This is a genomic window from Ruegeria sp. CG11, assembly GCF_056537245.1.
The window spans coordinates 1-19,058 of the sequence record NZ_JBQFRE010000010.1 but is presented as its reverse complement, the minus strand read 5'-3'; the positions used below and the strand labels follow the sequence as shown (position 1 = coordinate 19,058).

The window sequence follows — 19,058 nt, the reverse complement described above, 5'->3', positions numbered from 1 at the left end:
CGGATATCTCCTTTACAGAACCTTGCGGTCAAATCGATCGATGCGGAAGGGCGATAGATTGAAACGGCTTTGCCCACCCATCACCAAATCCGCCAGAACCTGCCCTACGACAGGTCCCATCTGAAATCCATGCGCCGAAAACCCAAAGGCGTGGAACGCACGCGGGGCATTCACAGCCGGGCCGATGACGGGAAGGTTGTCAGGCATATAGGCTTCCAGCCCGGCCCACATACGATTGATGCTGGCCTTGCGCATGATCGGGAAGAACTCGGCCGTGGTGCGGCAGGCTGCGGCCAGTTTGGCATAATCCAGCCGCGTGCGGTTGTTGGCGCGATCCGCAAACCCCTTGGCACCGCCACCGATCAACACCGTACCATTCTCGAACTGCTTGAAACTCAATTGTCGGCTGATCGCGCCGACGACTGGCTTGGCAAAATGTGGCATCCGGGCAGTAATCATCAACATCGGAGCGGCATGGCTAAGGGGAACGTTGTCTCCGATCATCAGCGCGATTTTGTCCGCCCAGGCCCCGGCGCAGTTGACGACGGTTTCGGCCTCATACCTGTGCCGGGCACCCTGCGCCAGCCAGGCATCGCCCACGCGGCGGAGGCCCAGAACCTCTTCGCCTTCGATCACCTGAGCGCCATAATTTTCAGCCGCCAGGCGAAACGCAGACGTCGCCTTGAAAGGGATCGCATACCCGTCCAGCTCAGAGATCACACCGCCAACGCAATCGGAACTCACATGCGGCAATCGTTCCCTGAGTTCGGCCTGATCGATAATCCGTTCATGCGTAAATCCGGCGTCACGCATCTTGGCCTCGCGGGCCTGCACGGTCGCCAGGTCCATCTCATCCACTGCGATGTTGACCAGCGTCTGCCGGCGAAACCCGGTGTCATGACCCAGGTCTACATCCAGTGTCTGCCACATCTCCATCGACGCTTTCGACAAAGGGATCTCGGCCATGTCACGTCCCAGAAGCCGCACACCACCCGCATTGACACCCGAGGCATGTCGCCCGGAGTAGTCCTTTTCAACCACGATCACGGATGCGCCTTTTCGCGCCAGATGGTAAGCAGTTGCGCAGCCTTGAATGCCACCACCAATGATCAGAACGTCTGCCTTCATTCCGCTGCCTCCGCCGAAACTGAGCCGTACCGGCCCAACTCATCCAAGGTCAGCAGGCGCTGAGGGCTGCGCAGTCGGTAATACCCGACCTCTTCGGGGCTTTCCGCACGCCACTGCGCCAGCAGCCCGGCCACGACATGGCCGCATTGCCGACCCTGGCATGGGCCCATTCCACACCGTATCAGGGATTTTAGGGCGTTCGGGTCTCGCGCGCCTTGTTCAAACCCCTTTCGCAAGTCGCCCAAGGACTGCTCTTCGCAGCGGCAAACCAGAGTTTCCGCATCACGCGGCAATCTCAGCGCCTCAGTCGGGCGGTACAGGCAGTCAATGAACCGGCGAAACGGCGTCAAGGCCGACAAGTCGTTCAGATCAGCGCGTACCCTTTGATCCCTGTCAGCCTGGGAAATCCGACCAAGGCGAAACAGGATATTCTGCGCGGTTACTCGCCCCGCGGCACGCGCGCCATCTGCGCCAATAATTCCAGCGCCATCGCCGCCAACCGAAACATGAGGAACCGAGCTTTGGCCAAGCGCATCAACCGTAACCTGCCAGCACATCTGTGCGCTGTTCCAATGATGCGCCAACCCCATCGCCCGGGACATGTTCAGGTTGGGCTGGACGCCATGATGCAGGAACACTGTATCGGCCGAAATCTCGTGTTGCTGGCCCGATGCCGTAAAACGCAGGCCCGTGGCCCTGTCATCGCCGATCACCTCAAGGTTCTCGGCGTATCGGTAGGTGGCAACACCCGAAGCGCGGATTTCCCGCAACAAAGACAAGCCCTTGCGCAGGTTCCCAAGCTGCTGCAGGGCGCGTGGCATAAGGGGTGCAGCATCGAGATAATGCTGACGCGGGGTCGTATCGACAAGCGCGGCCACCTGTACACCCAATCGCAAATATTGCGCTACTATCAGGTACAGCAATGGACCGGACCCGGCAAAGACAGCCCCATCCGCAACAACCGCATCCGACTTGAGCATCACCTGCGCCGCACCCGCTGTCATGACGCCGGGCAAGGTCCAGCCGGGTATTGGCATGGGTCGCTCCATGGCGCCGGGGCACAACAGCATCTCACGGCAATGCAATTCTCGGGTTTCACCCTGATAAGAAAACAGAATGCGACCATCATCCCCCAAATGCCAGACGTCTGCTCCGGCAAGATGTGTCGCGCCGGATTGTTCGAAGCGGGTGATCAGATCAGCGCCTGCCGCATAATCCGGTCCCAGGTGTGCGGCGTCCGGCAAAGGGCTGTCTGCCGCAGAGCGATAGATCTGCCCCCCTGCCCGATCGGCCCGGTCCAGAACTACAACATTCGCGCCGGCCTGCGCCAAATCAATAGCGGCCGACATACCAGCTGGGCCAGCCCCGACGATCGCGCAATCAAAGGCCTTCATCGGTTGCCTCGGAGTCTTCGGTAATATCTTGTGTCGCAATACTCATCCCATCCGCCACCCGGCGCAAACAGGCTTGTTGGTTGGGGAGGCCATCGATTTCGACCATGCACTCGAAACAGACGCCCATGGCGCAATAAGCGCTGCGATCTTCACCCGACAAGGCCGCCTTACGGGTCACGACCTGACTTGCCACAGCCATCGCAGACCATACCGACTGGCCTTTGCGCGCCTTGACCGGCTGACCATTGACGAACAGCGTCACCAGATCGTGGTCGTCGTCTTGCAAGGATCTGAACATTGGCTGATCTCCGTGGGCTGGCAGGGCAAGGCGCGGGGAGGAGTACGCCTTGCCCGATATCAGGGTCTGACCGCTTACTCGCCGATCTTGTCGAGGATGGACTGACCCCAATCCTGACCCACGTCCTCAAGGACCTGCGGCCAGACCTGAGCACGTACATGGGCAGCGGTGGCGGCAAGCTCTTCATCCGTCAATGACACGATGGTTGCACCATTGTCGGCCAGCTTCTGCTCGAACGCGCCCTGATCGGCCTCGGCGGTGTCCCAGCGTTTGGATTCGAACGCCAGTGCCGCGCTTTCCAACGCTGCGCGGTCTTCATCGCTCAGTTCGGCCAGAGTGCCCGAGTTGATGATCATGTACCAAACTTCGAAATGCGTGTTCACGGGCACGTAAGACGTGGTCACATCACGGAACGAGGCATAGTAGCCCTCGGCACCCGAGCCGACGACCCCATCAACGACACCAGTTTGGACGGCGGTGAACGCTTCGGAAAATGGAATGGGCGACGAGATGTATCCCAGAGCATCCGCAGTCAGCTGGAAGCTCTTGATGCCCGGCACACGGACCTTGATACCTTTTGCGGTTGTCGGATCGCCCGGGTTCACCGCGTCGGTATTCAGGGCAACGCCGCCGAAATACACCGGATAGGCTGCCAGCATGGTGATATCCTGCTTGGCATAAAGATCCTTCATGGCTGTGTGGATCGCGCCACCGGGACCGTAGATCTTTTTCGCTTCGCCCCAGTTTGCTGCAACATAGGGGAAAGCCGAGATCTGCATACGGCGATCAACTGCTGTGGCGGCGGGCTGCACTGCCATGTCGATGGCACCAACCGAAATCCGTTCTTGAACTGAAGTGTAGTCACCCAAGGCAGATGCCGGGAACAGGTTCAGCTCCAACGAACCATTGGTGGCGGCCTTCAATTCATCAGCAAAAGCGCTCAGTTCATTGTCGATGGTCGCACCCTGAGGGCGAATATGGCTGATCTTCAGCGTTTCGGCAGTTGCGATTCCCGCAGTTGCCACAACAGCTGCGGCCAGGCAGGTGGATTTCAGAAAGCTCATCATGGATAGATCTCCTCCGTGGATGATGAAAAGGACGGCTTAGTAGCCAAAGAAACGGGGCAGCCACATCGACAGATCCGGCCAGAAGCTGGTCAGGAAGACGACGGGCAGATATCCCAGCAGGATCAGGGTCATGGCCGGGCGGATCACCTTTGTGACCGGCACCCGACCGATGCGCGCGCCCAAATACAGGATCGAGGCATAGGGCGGTGTCACGCCGCCCATGGCGGTATTCACCCCCATGATCGCGGCGAACTGGATCGGGCTGACACCGATGGCCTGCATCAGCGGCAACAACAACGGGGCGATCAGGATGATGGCGGTGACATCATTCACAACCATGCCGACGAGAAACAGCAGGATGTTGATCAGGATCAGCAGCAGTACCTTGTTCTCGGTTACCGAAAAGATCGCTTCGACGATTGCCTGCGGGACGCTTTCCAAAACGAACATCTGGCTGAGGATCATCGAGAACAGGATCATCAGCATAATCGCACCGACCGAGGTCGCGGCCTCTCTGCCCGCACCAAAGAAGGTTTTGATGTCCAATCCCTTATAGATCAGAAACCCTACTGGGATCGCATAAATCACAGCCACGGCGGCGGCTTCGGTCGGGGTCATGATACCGCCATAGATACCGCCCAAAATGATCACCGGCATCAACAGTGCGGGCGTTGCCTTGAAACCGCGCGAGGTTGCCTCGGACACAAAAGCCTGCCCTTTCAGCGGTTCATTCAACCGCAGGGGGAATTTGCGCGCCATGCGGATGTTGACGGCCGAGAAACTTGCCATGATCAGCAGGCCGGGACCCAACGTGGCAAGGAAGCAGGCCAGAATTGAGGTGTCTGTCACCCAGCCATAGACGATCATCGTCACCGAAGGCGGGATCAGCAGACCCAGCAGCGAAGCATTGGCAATCAGCGCCGTCGCATATTCGCGGGGATAGCCCTGTTTCTCCATCTCGGGGATCAGCAGGGGACCAATCGCGGCGACCCCGGTCAGGCCCGAACCCGAGATAGCACCAATCAGCGCGCAAGAAACAGTTGCGACCACACCCAGACCACCGCGCAAGTGACCGATGAAAATATTGACGAAGTTCAGAAGGCTGGCGGCGATGCCCGAGACGGACATGATCGTCCCGGCCAGAACAAACAGCGGAATGGCCAGCAGCACCGGATTGCCTAGCTGCTGAAAGCCCCACAGCATATTGCCCTTCATGACAACGTCACCGGCGAAATACATCACCATCAGCCCCGCCCCGAAACAGTAGGGCAGCGGAACACCCAACGTCAGCAGGATGACCAGAACCAGGACGGCGAACAGCGCGATCTCGATCATTGCGCGTCTCCTTGAGGGGTGGGAACGATCGGAGCGAACAGCGCTCGTAGATGCGTCAGCAGGTGCCAGGCGGTGAAGATCATCATCAGCACCATGCCGACGAACAACGCGACATCGACATAGAAGGTCGGAAGGTACAGGGTAGGACTCTCACGCCATACACGCATCGAGTATTTGGTGAAGTCCCAGGCCCAGGAGGTCAGCCAGAGGCCGACGATCAGGCTGATAACCTCTCCGATAACCGCAAGCACTTGATGCTGCCGTTCGGTGGACAGAAAGATCTCAAGCACGTTTGCGCGGATATGCGTGTTCTCGCGCGAGGCATTGACGGCACCCATCATGTACAGCCACAGCGTGGGGTAAAGCAGGCTTTCTTCCAGCCCCATAACGGGGATTTCCAGCACGTATCTCGTGATCACCTGCACGAATTGCCCAATGGCAACCAGGCAGATCAGGACTGTTAGCAGGACACTTGCAAAGCGTGTCATTTCCCCCTCCGTCAGACCGAATGCAGGTGGTGCATTCGTGGCGGAAAAAATTGCGGGTGCGAGACATTAAGTCAAAACGATTAAATTGATTATAGGATAAAGTTACTTTATATATCGTAGGAAAACTTAAGGTTATCAGAGACAAATGAATCTCAGCTTTCGCCAGTTGCAGGCCTTTCGTGAGGTCATGCGGACAGGCTCAGTATCCGAGGCCGCACGAATCCTCGGCCGCACCCAACCGGCCGTCAGCGCGCTGATCGCGAACCTCGAAGCAGAGTTGGGGATCGCCCTGTTCCGTCGGCAGCGCGGCAAAATGGCCCCTACACCCGAGGCTCAGTACTTCATCACCGAGGCTGAGGCGATCCTGGATCGTCTGATGCTGTCGACCCGGACGATGCGCGAGATCGGCGCTCTGACCAAGGGTCGCCTGAACATCGCCTGCATGCCCGCCGCCGCCAGTCTGCTTTTGCCGCAAATTCTGGGCGAGTTTCTGTTGGACAAGCCGGATGTGAAAGCATCGCTGATGATGCGTGCATCGCCGGTCATCGAAGAATGGGTGGCCTCTCAGCAATATGACATCGGGTTGGGCGAAACACCGAAACCCACCGCAGCTATTGAAACCATCAACTTTGACATGAGATGCGTATGCGCAATTCCTGCGGATGATCCACTGACCGAGTTGGACACGATCGAAGCCCGCCACTTGTCGGGCCGCCCGATGGCCGGGCTGCAAGACGGGCATCCAAACCTGATTGCAACCCAAAGAGCTTTCGCCAGTCAAAAAGCGAAATTCGAACAACGGTTCGAACTCCGAACCTTTCAACCGGCATTGTCTCTGGTAGAAAAGGAGCTTTGTTATTGTATCTGCGATCCTATAACCGCAGCTGGATACATCAACATGCAACCCGTGCCGAGACCAGTTGAATTCCGGCCGTTCCGCCCCAATGTTGTTTTGAACGTCTCGATAATGCGCCCGGCGCACCGTCCCCCATCTGCATTGGCAAGTGAATTTACCCTGCAGCTGGAGGCAGCATTGGAGCGTATCAACGATCAGTTTTGAAGCAGATTCCACAAAGCCGGGTTGATCCAGCCTGGGATTTGCCCCGGAAATTATCGTGGTTCTCTATGATGTTTGGTGTCGGTCACATGGTGTACTCGACGGCAGAACCGGTCTTGCTCTGGGGTCGTAATCCAAAGATCGGCGTGGGTAATAGGTTCATTTCAACCACCGGCAACACGGGTATTGACGATTGCGAGGTCAATTCTTGGCGAGCGCGTATCGGCCGGGTAATAGCCCCGGTGATGCCGGGGCTATATGTGTCAGGTGGTCTTTGTTCGATGTACTTCGCGTTTTGGCGAGGTGACGAGCAGCCCAAAGGGGTAGAGTTTATTCGGCTTACGCCCTCATATTGGATCCGTTGGCGCCATCCATCACCCGTTCAGGCCAATTGCACGCAACCCGGCCTCGGCACGGTTCTGTCGCAAATTTCCTGAGCGCTCGGTTTGAGGTTAAATCCTTGTGATATCGGCGGCCCGAGTTTCAACTCGGGAGTGCAGAAAAGATGGTTTCATTCAAAGGTGCGCACTTCCCAAAGGATGTGATCCTACATGCCGTCTTTTTCTATCTGTGCTACGGTGTTTCATATCGCGATCAGGAAGAAATCATGGCGGAACGTGGCGTGGATCTTGATCATGCAACGCTGAACCGTCGGGTCAGTCGATATGCCGGTCTCGCAGCTGACGCCGCACGGTATCGGAAACGCCCCACAAACCGTTCATGGCGCATGGATGAAACGTATGTAAAAGTTAAAGGTGAATGGGTTTACCTCTATAGAACCATCGACAAATACGGCAAAACTCTTGACTTCATACTGTCCAAGCGCCGGAACAAGGCCGCTGCGACGAAGTTCTTCTCTCGCGCTCTCGAGGTGAACGGACTGTCCCGAAAGATCGTCATCGGCAAAAGTGGTGCCAACAGGGCCGGCATCAAGGTCGTAAACAAGATGCTGAAAAGGCTTTGGTTGCCCAATACCGATTGAGATGGTCAGGCGGAAGTACCTCAATAACATCATTGAACAAGACCATCGATTCATCAAACGACGGATCAGGCCCATGCTCGGCTTCAAATCCTTCGCTTTAGCCACATCTGCCCTGGATGGCATCAAGTTGGTCAACATGATCCCCAAGGGTCAATTCACGCTTGGACTCCGCCCGTTTCAGCAGTTCGCCCAACCGGCGGGATAACCGGCTCACCAACTCCACTGATGCTGCCGCCACAAAACTTGTGACAGAACCGTTCACGAAAACGTTTAATTTGAGATGATCCGGAAGCAGACGTTTGTACAAATTGCGGCTAAGGTCCGAAAAGAGCCCCATTCTGCGCAAATGTCGCACTGCGACGAATGACGGGTTTAGTTGATGGTGACCATTGTTGCTAACCCAAACCCTGAGCTTCAGTGATCGTGTCCACCAAGGGTCGCAGCTGTATCTCGTATTTCCGCCACTTTTCCCTGGATGATGTGTACAACGGCTTACGCACTTGCTGAACGCTGGCTGTGCGGACTCTACGTTTGCTTTTGTGGAATTCGAGGCACGCGTCGTCCCAGTCCAAACCGCAATACTCAATCAGGCGGCGGGCTTCCGTTTCGATGTCGTCTATCAGAGTTTCGTATTGAACATTGTAGAAGGAATCCTCAGGTAAGATATTGCGCCAGTGGTTCATGATACGGGTGTAGTTATTGTAATAGCGGCCAAGTTCAACGAGATCATAGCTGTGAAGCTGACTGCGTTCGAACAGCCGTGTGTAGCAAGACAAGCAGGTATCGAACGGGTTGCGCGCAACATGAACGATTTTGGCGTTCGGCATCAGCCCGTGGATGAGCCCGACGAGTTGAAAGTTGGCCGGCATTTTGTCGACGATATGAGGCGTGTCGGGTGCGTGCTGTGTAAGGGCTTCGACATAGTCCCGAGCCCGTTGCGCCAGCTTTTCGCCGCTCGCGGACTTGACCGCTTGCGGTACATTGCTGCTGCCATCTCCAAGCCGTCCAAAAGTGTTTTGCAGATCATTCAACTCGCCCGCTCCAAACACTTTGGGGTGGGCATTCAGGATGGACTCCGTCAGCGTCGTGCCCGAACGCGGCATCCCCAGCACAAAGATGGGCCGTTCAGTTAAAACTGCATGTTTCCGTAGACTTGCGATCATGGCCCGGTTGAAGGTTGTGATCAGATCATCCGTCAGGCGGTCGTTTTCTGCCGGATCGTACTCCGCGATCGAACGCTTGATGTCAGCACCGCGTTTGAACTGCGCAAAGGCATCCTCGTGACGTTGTAGCTTTTCATAGCACTCACCCAAAGCGTAGTGATATGCGGTGGCCTTTTGCGGCAACATCGATGCCGCATCCGGCAATGCCTGTTCCAACGCTTGAAAAACAGGGCTGTCCGGGGTGATCTTTTCCAGCCTGGCCAAAGCTATTGTCACGCTCAGCTTATCGTCTGCTGTTGCGGCCGCCTGTTCAAAATACGCTCTGGCCCCGTCGAAATTGCCGCGTTCGATCTCCAGATGCCCCAGCGCCATGCGGCTGGATGATAGATCAGATTTCAGATCCAGAGCCTTCTGATAATATCCGATTGCGGCTTCTTCATCGCCTAGATGCGCTTTGACCACTCCAACCTGATGACAGGCCGACGCGCTTTCCGGATCCAGTCGCAAGGCGTGCTCTGCTTCGATCAATGCCAGTTTCGGATGGTTCTTTTCGAAAAGAACCTGCGATAGCCCAACGTAGCTTTCCGCCTTTCCGTCATTAAGCGAGATCGCGTTCCGAAAGGCATTTTCCGCTTTGTCCAGATTATTTTCGAGCAAAAAAATCCGGCCAAAGTTGCGGTGCAGCTCTGCGTCACGCGGAAACTTTTCAAGTAGAGTTTTCGCAAAAGAGCGCGCTTCGGTGACTTTTTCGCCTTCGATCAGGACAGAGATCAGGTTGTTCACAGTTTCCGACGAGTTCGGGTTGATCCGAAGCGCCTTGCGATAAAGGTCAGCCGCCTTACCCCGATCTCCATTGTCACGTTCGATACTACCCAGGTTGTTGATGGCGCGATCAAACTCCGGGTCCAGCGCTATGGCCCGCTCTTGCGATGCTTGAGCCTCAAGCAGATTGTTCCGGTCATAATAGACCAGCCCCAGGTTGGAGTGCGCTGCTGCACTTCCCGGCGCCAGACGGACGGAATGCGTGCCGACCTCAAGCGCTTGTTCCATTTGGCCTGCAGAACGAAGTATCTCGGTGAAATTGGTCAGGAAATTGACATTGTCGGGCTGCAAGCGAACCGCCTCGGTCATGGCTTTGACCGCCGGTTCGATCTGGCCTGTCTGGTAGGCGATCAGACCGAGCATCTGATGAGCAGGGGCATAATGTGGAGCGGCGCGGATGATTTCGGAGAATACCTGCACAGCCGGTTTCAGCTGCCCTTTTTGATATTGCGCCATACCCTGCTGAAAGGCGTCCTGAACCGACATCTGCTTGCCGTGAACCATTCTGAGAACTCCTATCTTTGGTATGGTCTGGCGACCAGCCTTGTCCCCACTTCCTGCGAAAACTGGCCTAACCTAGAACACAAACCCGGCGGCCCGTCCATGTCCCACAGAAACCCCGGGCGCGGCTATACCGGCACGATTTCAAGTCCCGCTAAACCTGTGTGTAAAAGTGCTTTAGTTTCCGTTCGAATTCAGACCCAGGATCAGTCATTGAACACTTTGGTCAACCTGCTCAAAGGTCGTTTGTCCGTTCATGAAATGTCAGGCAGTCGGGTCCGACGCTCTTGAGGATAGTCGGCTCGATCAAATCAGTGTTTTCCGGATAAGGGCCAGAAAATTCAAGCGCTGCCCGCAGGTTCATTCCAAGTGGTATGCGGCGCCAAACCACTCTTGTCGCATAGGGTGCCCCTCCCAGCCGCCAGGAACTGCCGTGCATCAAGCCCGTCATGATATCAGGCCTGTACGCATGTGGTGCATCCAGAGTTAATTGGCACACAGAATGCGGCGGTTCAGAGTTTTGTTCCGTCACATACAGGCGCCCGTTTATGAAGACTGCGGAACCTCGATAGCGTGCCCTTTGGCGGGTGCCGACCTTGCGATCTTCACCGCGTTCCGACGTCCATACGACAACTTGGCCGTCAACTTCTTTCAGTACAGTCACACCGACCTTAATTGTGTTGGGCCATGATGGTGTGCGGTAGAACGAATGGTAGACCCCCAAAATGTTCCGCCAATCCTTGAGTGGGCTGACACCAATGAAGTGCCTTTTTTGTTCCACGGATTCGCCTGTTTCAGTTGAGTCAAAGCGGGCTTTGCGCGGCAAAGAAGGCACAATTTCTGACGTGGAAAAAGCACTTTCAACGCGGGAGGTATTGGGCCGGACAAAACGCAGCCCCCGGCCATATTCCCACTGAATGCAACGCTCCGGACCTTCGTCATCTGCCAATGCTCTCCGTAATGCACCGACCCGGTTATACATCGCAGCATCAGAGACTTCGCGGCCGCTCCAAACGGCTTCGATGAGCTCTTCTTTCGTCACCACGGCACCCTCACGACGCAACAGATATTGAAGCAGCTTCAAGACGCCTCGTTGCAACCGCACCACCTCGCCGTCGACATACAGCAGGTTTCGTGCGGCGTCGAAACTCCAGTTCCCATAGCTGATCAAATGGGGGGTCACGTTCATGCTGCTCAACCTCTCGCCGGTTTGATCTGCGTTTAGGTGTAATTCTTGTGTGATTCCACATCCAAACTCAACTTCAAGTTAAAAAAATGGGACTTGTGGGTGCAGATTCCCACTGTGGGGGGCGAGTAGAAAGCTCGGGCTACTTCGCGCTTAACGGGCACTGAGGAATGGTTCTGTGGGCGCAGCCAAAGGTGGCCGCCGGAAGCAAAACGCTGCCATCCAGCGACTTTGTCCACACCGTTTCGTTGGGGTGACGGATTTCACGGGACTGTGGTTCAGGCTGGTAGGTTTTCTAACCGGCAAAAACAAAAATAAAGGTTCCGAGGGGATCAGACGGTGAATAGTACCAAATTGGGTTGGCACGTGAAAAACCACGTGGTCCGTGGCGGTCGAGTAGTGAAATGGAAAGGGACAGTGGCGAGCATGGCGCCATCGCTGTTCCTGGCGTCGGTGTCGGTGGGCGCGCTGTCAAACGGAGTGGCTGTGGCTGAGACCATCTCCACGCCGGAGACAAGCCCGTACACGTTTTCGATTGACGAAGACAATATGATCACGTCGACGGGGTCAGTCGATGTGGGGCTTACAAGCGTTCCTGCGGTTACTGTTGCGCCTGTTTATTCCAGCACGTTCACCAATGACGGGTCGATCAGTCTCAATTTGTCCGGCGCAACCCAGGCAACGGCCCTGCGATTCTCTTCCGAGGTGACATCGACCGGTCAGATCATCAACAATGGCTCGATTTCCCTGGACGTTGAGGATTGGATCGTCAGGGAGGCGTATAGCGTTTTCTTTAACGACAAGTTTGGAGGATATCTTTCCAACACCGGCACTATTTCGATTGCCGCAACAGGTACGTCCACTCTCGCCAACGCCTATGGGATTTACGCCAGTCAGGGCGTGACAGGAAAAATCGAAAACAGTGGCACAATCGATGCCACGGCCAAGGGGATTACAGACGCCCACGCTTATGGCATCGTCATTGACGACGGCTATACCGGTGATTTTTCGAATTTCAATACGATCACGGTGAACGCTTCAAATACAAGTGCTTTTAGGGCGATTGCCACCGGGTTCAGTGTCAGCGACGGCATGACCGGGAATATCACGAATACGGGAACGCTGGACGCATTGGCCTCTGGCGATACCACCGCGGATGCGGACGGGTTCGTCATCAACAACGGACACAGCGGAAGTTTCGAGAATTCCGGCACGATCACCATTGGCGCCGAGAACAATTTTTTTGCTGAAGCAGACGCGTTCCATGTCAGCGGCGGTATGGACGGGGACATTACGAATTCGAGTGCTGTATCGGTTTCGGCTGACGGCAAGATTTCGGCAGATGCCGATGCGTTTTACATCAGCGGCGGGCTGACCGGCAGTTTCTCGAATACCAGCACCAGCTCCGTTACCGTTTCGGCCACAGCCCGGGATCGGTCGGCAGACGCAGACGCATTTAATGTCGACGGCGATTTGGATGGGAACATTGCGAATTCTGGTGCCGTGACGGTTACGGCTGATGGCGGGTTTTCAGCAGGCGCGGATGCGTTTGATATCAACGGTGGTTTGACCGGTAATTTCTCGAATACCGGATCCGTTACCGTTTCGGCCACAGCTCGGGGCCGGTCGGCAGACGCGGATGCATTCAATGTCGACGGCGATTTGGATGGGAACATTACGAATGCTGGTGCCGTGGCGGTTATGGCTGATGGAAGGCTTTCAGCAGACGCGGACGCGTTTCATATCAACGGCCAGCTGACCGGCGATTTTTCGAACTCCGGCACCGGCTCCGTTTTCGTTTCGGCCACAGCCCAGAACCAGTCGGCAGAAGCCGCCGCGCTTTATGTCAGCGGTGGGATGACAGGGAACATCGGCAACAGCGGTACCGTAGATGTTTTTGGTTCCGGAGACTCGAAGGCGAGCGCCTACGGTTTCTATGTGTCCAACGGGCTCGACGGGAATTTTGAAAACTCCGGCACAGTCACCGTATACAGCGTCAGCAATTCATCCAGCGCAGAGGCTACTGGTCTTTTCGTTTCTGGCAGGATGCAAGGCAACATCACCAACAGCGGCAGTCTGGATGTAACGGCCACTGGCGACAAAAACGTTGATGCCTATGGATTCGATATCTCCGGCGGGCTGATCGGTAATTTCACGAATGCCGGGTCAGGTTCCATTACCGTATCGACACTTCTCGCCGGAAATTCGGCATTCGCGACCGCATTCTCTCTCAGTGGGAATATGACCGGCGCGCTGGAAAACAGCGGTGTTGTAAGCGTCGAGGCACTCTCCGCGACGCATGGCACTGACGCCCACGCTCATGGTTTCGAGATCGCAGGTGCGTTGGACGGAGGTTTCGCGAACTCAGGAACGATCACAATTCACTCGGATTCGAACCGCAGTGGGAATGCGACAGCGGGGGCACTTACTGTCAATGGTTTAGTGACCGGTAACCTTACAAACTCAGGTACCGTCAGAGTAACAGCGGACGGAGCCACCGACGCGGATGCGGGCGGATTCACCCTAAACGGCGGATTGGCTGGAAACTTCGAAAACGTCGGCACAATTACCATTCTGGCCGACTCTCTTGGCGGCGCAGGGGCCGACGCGTTCAAAGTCAGCGGCGACATGACCGGGGATATCAGCAACGCCGGCACGATAAGTGTTGCTGCTGAAAATGGGCGTACACTTGATGCTGTCACCTTCCTGGTTGAAGGCCAGTTGAACGGCGACCTCAACAATTCCGGAACAATTCAGGCATCGGCAACTAATGGGAGAGATGCAGAAGCTACCGGATTGCGCGTTGAAGGAATAGTAACCGGGGACCTGAACAACAACGGGGCAATAGCAGTAAGCGCGACCGGTGGTTTCGGCGCGACAGCTTTGGCCGTTCATCTGGAAAGCGATCTGAACGGGTCTTTCTCGAACTCCGGGACAATTACGGCAACAGCAAATGCGACTGGTAGTGATGCCCAAGCTTATGGTGTTTACGTCAACGGGAACGTGAACAGAGATGTCTCAAACAGCAGCAATGTTCAGGCAAGAATTGATCAGGCGAAATCGGCGACGGTCGCAGGCTTTTATTTTAACGACAGTCTCTCTGGTACTTTCACCAACTCGGGTTCCATAACGGCTATTGCTCCTGGCCTTATAAGCGGCGAAGCGGACGTGTATGGCCTGTATGTCGGCAGCAGCGTTGATGGCAACGTTGTCAACTCTGGAACTCTTTATGCACAGGGCGAGGGATTCTCGGTCACAGTCGGCGGGATTTACATCGATAGTACTCTTGACGGAGATTTCACGAATTCAGGCTCAATAACGGTCGTTGCAACCGACAGTTCCACAAGCAACAACGACGAAGCCAATGCTTATGGAATCCATATCGATGGCAGCGTTTCCGGAGATATTCTAAATACCGGCACGGTAGATGTGCGCGGCGATGCAAACGTTTCAATTACTGTCGGCGGGTTTTATTTTGATCGGGGTCTTGATGGCGATTTCACCAACTCCGGCACCATAACCACAGTCGCCACGGCTCAAAGCGAAGAAGCTCAGGCCTACGGCCTTTATGTTTTTCGAAACGCGACCGGCGACATTGTCAATTCCGGAACGGTTTTTGCCCGTGCAGACGGGTACTCCGAAGCAACGGTAAGTGGCTTCTTCCTGGACAATGGCCTGGATGGCAACTTCACCAATTCCGGTTCGATAACGGTTATCGGTACGGACCAGACGCAATCTGTTGAAGCGTACGGCTTTTTTGTCGGCAATGATATGACCGGGAAAATCGTCAACTCCGGTTCCATCAGTGTCGCCGCAGACGGCGAAAGCCACGCAAGCGCAGCGGGCCTTTATGTAGGGGGCAACCTGACCGGTGATGTTTCGAATTCCGGTGTGATTACGGCCTTCAGTACCGAAGTCACATTAGGGGCTGAGGCCTATGGCGTCTATGTCGGAAGGGACGTGACAGGCGACATCAGTAACTCGGGAACAATCAACGCGTCTGCGGTACAAAATGGCGGCATATTTGCCTCAGCCTACGGTGTCTACTTAGATGAAGACTTGAACGGCACGTTCGAAAATTCCGGAACCATTAGGACTAATGTCGCTGGCAGGGCAAGTTTCGCAAGTGCAGCGGGGCTTGAAATACGCGGGAATCTGAGTGCGGGCGGAGGCATCCGCAACACGGGTTCAATTGTAGCTCGAACCGAGAACGAGAGCGGCACATACGCCTCTGCAACCGGCATCTTTATCCGTCGTGACGCTGACTCTGACATCATGAATTCCGGGACAATCAGCGCAGTTGTCACTGGCAACCGGATTGGCAGCGCAACGGCCACCGGCATCAACATCAGCGGCAGCATGAATGGCAGTTTGTCCAACAGCGGCACGATCACTGCCTCCGTTGACGGGGGGTCTTCTGCCTTTGCATATGGAATGGTATTGAACAACAGTTTCGTCGGCGACCTGACCAATTCAGGGTCAATAAGCGCAACTGTCGAAAGTCTTGATAGCGGCATCGGGGCAAGCGCCGCTGCTGCGATGTTCACCGGAACGCTATCTGGCAATGTCGAAAATTCCGGCACGCTTGTTGCAACCGCCAGGAGCGACGGTTCCTTTATGTACGCGACGGGCTTCAACGTATCCGGTACGCTTGACGGGGATTTCACCAATAGTGGCACGATCCGAGCCATTGCGACAAATGCGCAATCCGGCACGGCATCCACCGTGGCTACAGGGGTTTCCATTGGCAATACATCCGGTGCAATAGCCAACAGAGGGACGATTACCGCAACAGCGTCTGGCAACGGAGCGGATGCCTTTGGTATCTATATCAACGACTTCGATGGCGTGATCAGCGACGTTGGCACGATCACAGCCAGTTCGGAGAGTGGCGACGCCTATGCAATTTATCTGGATAGCGGCACAGGGACGCTGAACGTCGATACCGAAGACCGGGTGACTGGCACCATGCGGGTTGCGGATCACAACGTGAATCTTGACGCGCGAGGCGGTAGCAGCGTGTTTTTCCTCGAGGATGCGGCAACTGGCAGCGGAACTTTCACGACAACAATATCTGACGGAAGATCGGCATGGTTTGTCGACGACGAAGGCGGCTCCACCCCGGTCTATGCAAGTGTAGATTCTGCGGATGTATTCACATCGGGGGACGTCATTGCCTCATATGGTGCAGTGGTCGGAAGTGCCGGGCAGGCATTGAGATATAAGACGCCAGCGCAGGTCTCTCGGGGTTTGGCTTTTGGGGGCGGGTTCGTGAACGCGTTCCGCCCTTATGTGATGGTTGACGCGCAGGCGAAACGGTTCGAGCAATCCAGTGCCTCGGACACGGACGTTGATATCCTGAATGGCAGCTTTGGTTTCTCTGGCCAGTTGGAAAACGGAGTGGCCCTGGCCTTTGGCATGGGTGTGTTTACCGCCGATGGGGATAGCGACAGGACCTCTTTCGACACAAACGCCGTATATCTGAACTTCGCTGCCGGTCGCCAGTTCGGCGCCTACACTGTTGAGGCAGATTTGGGTGTTGGCTTTTTGTCGAATGACAAGACCCGGGAAATCAATGGCAGCCCAGATGCCAAAGGCGACTACGATTCGACCCTGTACACATTAGGCGTCGGTGTTGAACGGTCGTTCGATCTTCAAAGTGACTTTGATCTGCAGGGCTTTGGTAACATCCGCTACACCCGGCAGGATGATGACAGTTATGCCGAAACCGGTTCGCTGGCGAATGCGGCGGTTGGCGACGTAACCACCGAGGTTCTCGAAACAAGACTTGGGGTCGAGGCTGAAAAACCCTTGGGCAAAGGCGGCGTCCTGATAGGCCAGCTCAGCGGTGTCCTGCGGCGCGACCTGGGTGACTCATCAGCTGACGTAACCGTATTTTCAACCACGAATGCACTGATCTTCCCAAGCACGGATTTCACCGGAGGTAGTGCGCTGGTTGGTTTTAAAAAGGACTTTGCCTCTGGACTGAAACTGGAATTGAACGCTGAGCAGGAATTCGGCACCGACGCCCAAGGCCCATTTGTTAAAGTAGGTCTCAGGTGGTCGTTCTGATCTTGTAGATAGCCGCAAAGACAAATTCTCGGATACTTTCTGAGGGAAGCGGTCATCTGGTAAAATGAAACAGATGTCTGCTTTGTTGCGCATTCCAGCCAGCGATCAGGTGTCATACAAATGTCCGCTTCGTACTGGGTTATCTCTTGGATGGGCAAGTCCGTTTCGGGTAAATCCACGCCCCGGCACGGACGAGTTGATATTGATCAAGCTGACATCGGGTTGAACGTTTAGGTTGCATGCGACACGACACTCAATCTAATCCCTGAGAATAACAATGATGTCTTCCTCTCCACCTTGGGTTCGCCCAATTGCAATAGCCGCGGCATTTTTCGGTCTATTAACCATTTTTTCGGGAGGCGCGGCTCTGTTCGGGGGTGCCGCAGCTAAAGCAGCAGTTGGAGATGCAGTTCCATTAGTGCTTTGGTTCAATTTCCTGGCTGGATTCGTCTATTTGCTTGGCGCATTCGCACTCTATAAATCCACAATTTGGGCACAGAAAATTGCCTGGTTGATTGGTGTCCTTACACTTTTTGTCTTCGCTGTTCTAATAATAATGGCTCTTGGTGGGACCCCGTTTGAATGGCGAACCGTCGGAGCGATGACCATACGCACTGGATTCTGGCTAACGATAGCTATCGCACTTTCCAGAAAGTCATGAGCCAGCCAAACGACGTCGCGCCCGTGCCCAAACAGCTTGGTGGGTTACGCATTTTGATTGAGATCAAGTGCAATGGCGAAAAGTTTCGGCACAGTTGGTGCGCTTTTCAGACCGATTTGCGGGAGGGCCGGAATGACAGTGCTTATTGCCTACGGTACCGTTGAAGGCCAGACGGCCAAGGTCGCGCAATTTATCAACGATGTAACAAGCGAAGCTGGCTTTAATACAATACTGATCAACACCTGCGATCAGACAAGTCAAGTGTCATTGGCAGATGTGGACAGGGTCATCCTTGCAGCTCCTGTCCATGAACGTCGGCACCCCAAGCAATTCGAAGCGTTTATTGAATCGCAAAAGGATGCATTTGCATCCCGGAAGTCGCTGGTACTTTCTGTTAGTCTCAAAGCTGCTTTTGCAAGTGGTCGGGAGGACGCCTGGGATTATCTCACCGAAATGCTTTTGCGCACGCATTTTGAGCCTAACCAGACTGCTTTGGTCGCGGGTGCTGTGCGACCTGATAACTATGGGTATTTTGAAGAGGAGATCGTTCAGCATGTTGTCCTATTGGATCAAAAGATCGATCCAAGGGATGGCGCACGGGAATTCACCGATTGGGACGCTTTGAAGGAAACCGTGGAAACATTTTTAAACAAATGATCCAGCCCGGGGATTTTTGCCGCAACTCTTCAGAAATCTGACCTGCGGACGTTGCTGGCCCTGATGCTGATTTCCTGCGGCGAAGCGCAGGAGGATGTCGATCTGCTGAAAGGCGCGCTGTTTCCCAGCGCCCCGCGCTTCCATCCGCGCGCCGAAGTACTGGCCGCGCGCCGCCCTATCCCGCCCCGGCTCGAGGTCGGCTTCCCCAGCCGCGATCTGGCCGGTGTCATGCTGCTGGAGACCGAGC

The 19,058-nt window shown here is 55.4% G+C and carries 12 protein-coding genes and 2 pseudogenes; 6 read left to right on the top strand and 8 right to left on the bottom strand.

The genetic code is table 11. The features are described from left to right. Positions 1–12 precede the first annotated feature (12 nt). The 6 genes from ACR0KW_RS17490 to ACR0KW_RS17465 form a co-directional block, all read right to left on the bottom strand. Positions 13–1,128 (bottom strand): NAD(P)/FAD-dependent oxidoreductase, encoded by a 1,116-nt coding sequence (locus tag ACR0KW_RS17490; protein WP_480806154.1) that lies wholly within the window; start codon positions 1,126–1,128, stop codon positions 13–15. Beyond that, on the bottom strand, positions 1,125–2,522 hold the full coding sequence (locus ACR0KW_RS17485) for an FAD-dependent oxidoreductase (protein WP_480806153.1): 1,398 nt from the start codon (positions 2,520–2,522) through the stop codon (positions 1,125–1,127). Before ACR0KW_RS17485 ends, ACR0KW_RS17490 begins: the two co-directional genes overlap by 4 nt. Beyond that, on the bottom strand, positions 2,509–2,820 hold the full coding sequence (locus ACR0KW_RS17480; protein ID WP_480806152.1) for a (2Fe-2S)-binding protein: 312 nt from the start codon (positions 2,818–2,820) through the stop codon (positions 2,509–2,511). The genes ACR0KW_RS17485 and ACR0KW_RS17480 overlap by 14 nt, the downstream gene beginning before the upstream one ends. A gap of 74 nt (positions 2,821–2,894) precedes the next feature. Further along, positions 2,895–3,887 (bottom strand): TRAP transporter substrate-binding protein DctP, encoded by a 993-nt coding sequence (gene dctP / locus ACR0KW_RS17475; RefSeq protein ID WP_480806151.1) that lies wholly within the window; start codon positions 3,885–3,887, stop codon positions 2,895–2,897. 36 nt (positions 3,888–3,923) lie between these two features. Next, on the bottom strand, positions 3,924–5,222 hold the full coding sequence (locus ACR0KW_RS17470) for a TRAP transporter large permease (RefSeq protein ID WP_480806150.1): 1,299 nt from the start codon (positions 5,220–5,222) through the stop codon (positions 3,924–3,926). After that, a complete protein-coding gene (locus ACR0KW_RS17465) occupies positions 5,219–5,710 on the bottom strand; it encodes a TRAP transporter small permease (protein WP_480806149.1) in 492 nt (163 codons plus the stop codon). The genes ACR0KW_RS17470 and ACR0KW_RS17465 overlap by 4 nt, the downstream gene beginning before the upstream one ends. 145 nt (positions 5,711–5,855) lie before the next feature. On the opposite strand from ACR0KW_RS17465, the gene ACR0KW_RS17460 reads away from it, so the two are divergent. Then, positions 5,856–6,770 (top strand): LysR substrate-binding domain-containing protein, encoded by a 915-nt coding sequence (locus tag ACR0KW_RS17460; RefSeq protein ID WP_480806148.1) that lies wholly within the window; start codon positions 5,856–5,858, stop codon positions 6,768–6,770. A gap of 502 nt (positions 6,771–7,272) precedes the next feature. Then, positions 7,273–7,954 (top strand): annotated as a pseudogene (locus ACR0KW_RS17455) (IS6 family transposase). 190 nt (positions 7,955–8,144) lie between these two features. Here the strand turns inward: ACR0KW_RS17455 and ACR0KW_RS17450 are convergent. Beyond that, positions 8,145–10,238 carry a tetratricopeptide repeat-containing sulfotransferase family protein gene (locus ACR0KW_RS17450; RefSeq protein ID WP_480806147.1) on the bottom strand — a complete coding sequence of 698 codons (2,094 nt, stop codon included), beginning with the start codon at positions 10,236–10,238 and terminating at the stop codon, positions 8,145–8,147. A gap of 232 nt (positions 10,239–10,470) precedes the next feature. Further along, on the bottom strand, positions 10,471–11,424 hold the full coding sequence (locus ACR0KW_RS17445; protein WP_480806146.1) for a winged helix-turn-helix domain-containing protein: 954 nt from the start codon (positions 11,422–11,424) through the stop codon (positions 10,471–10,473). Positions 11,425–11,847: 423 nt separating this feature from the next. Between ACR0KW_RS17445 and ACR0KW_RS17440 the strand changes: the two genes are divergently transcribed. The 4 genes and pseudogenes from ACR0KW_RS17440 to ACR0KW_RS17425 form a co-directional block, all read left to right on the top strand. Then, positions 11,848–17,493 (top strand): hypothetical protein, encoded by a 5,646-nt coding sequence (locus tag ACR0KW_RS17440; RefSeq protein ID WP_480806145.1) that lies wholly within the window; start codon positions 11,848–11,850, stop codon positions 17,491–17,493. A gap of 277 nt (positions 17,494–17,770) precedes the next feature. Continuing rightward, on the top strand, positions 17,771–18,154 hold the full coding sequence (locus ACR0KW_RS17435) for a hypothetical protein (RefSeq protein ID WP_480806144.1): 384 nt from the start codon (positions 17,771–17,773) through the stop codon (positions 18,152–18,154). Between the two features lie 132 nt (positions 18,155–18,286). Next, the gene (locus ACR0KW_RS17430; RefSeq protein ID WP_480806143.1) at positions 18,287–18,811 is read left to right on the top strand and encodes a flavodoxin domain-containing protein; all 525 of its coding nucleotides are present in this window, start codon (positions 18,287–18,289) and stop codon (positions 18,809–18,811) included. 51 nt (positions 18,812–18,862) lie between these two features. After that, positions 18,863–19,058: pseudogene (locus ACR0KW_RS17425) on the top strand (YjbF family lipoprotein); the annotation flags it as partial.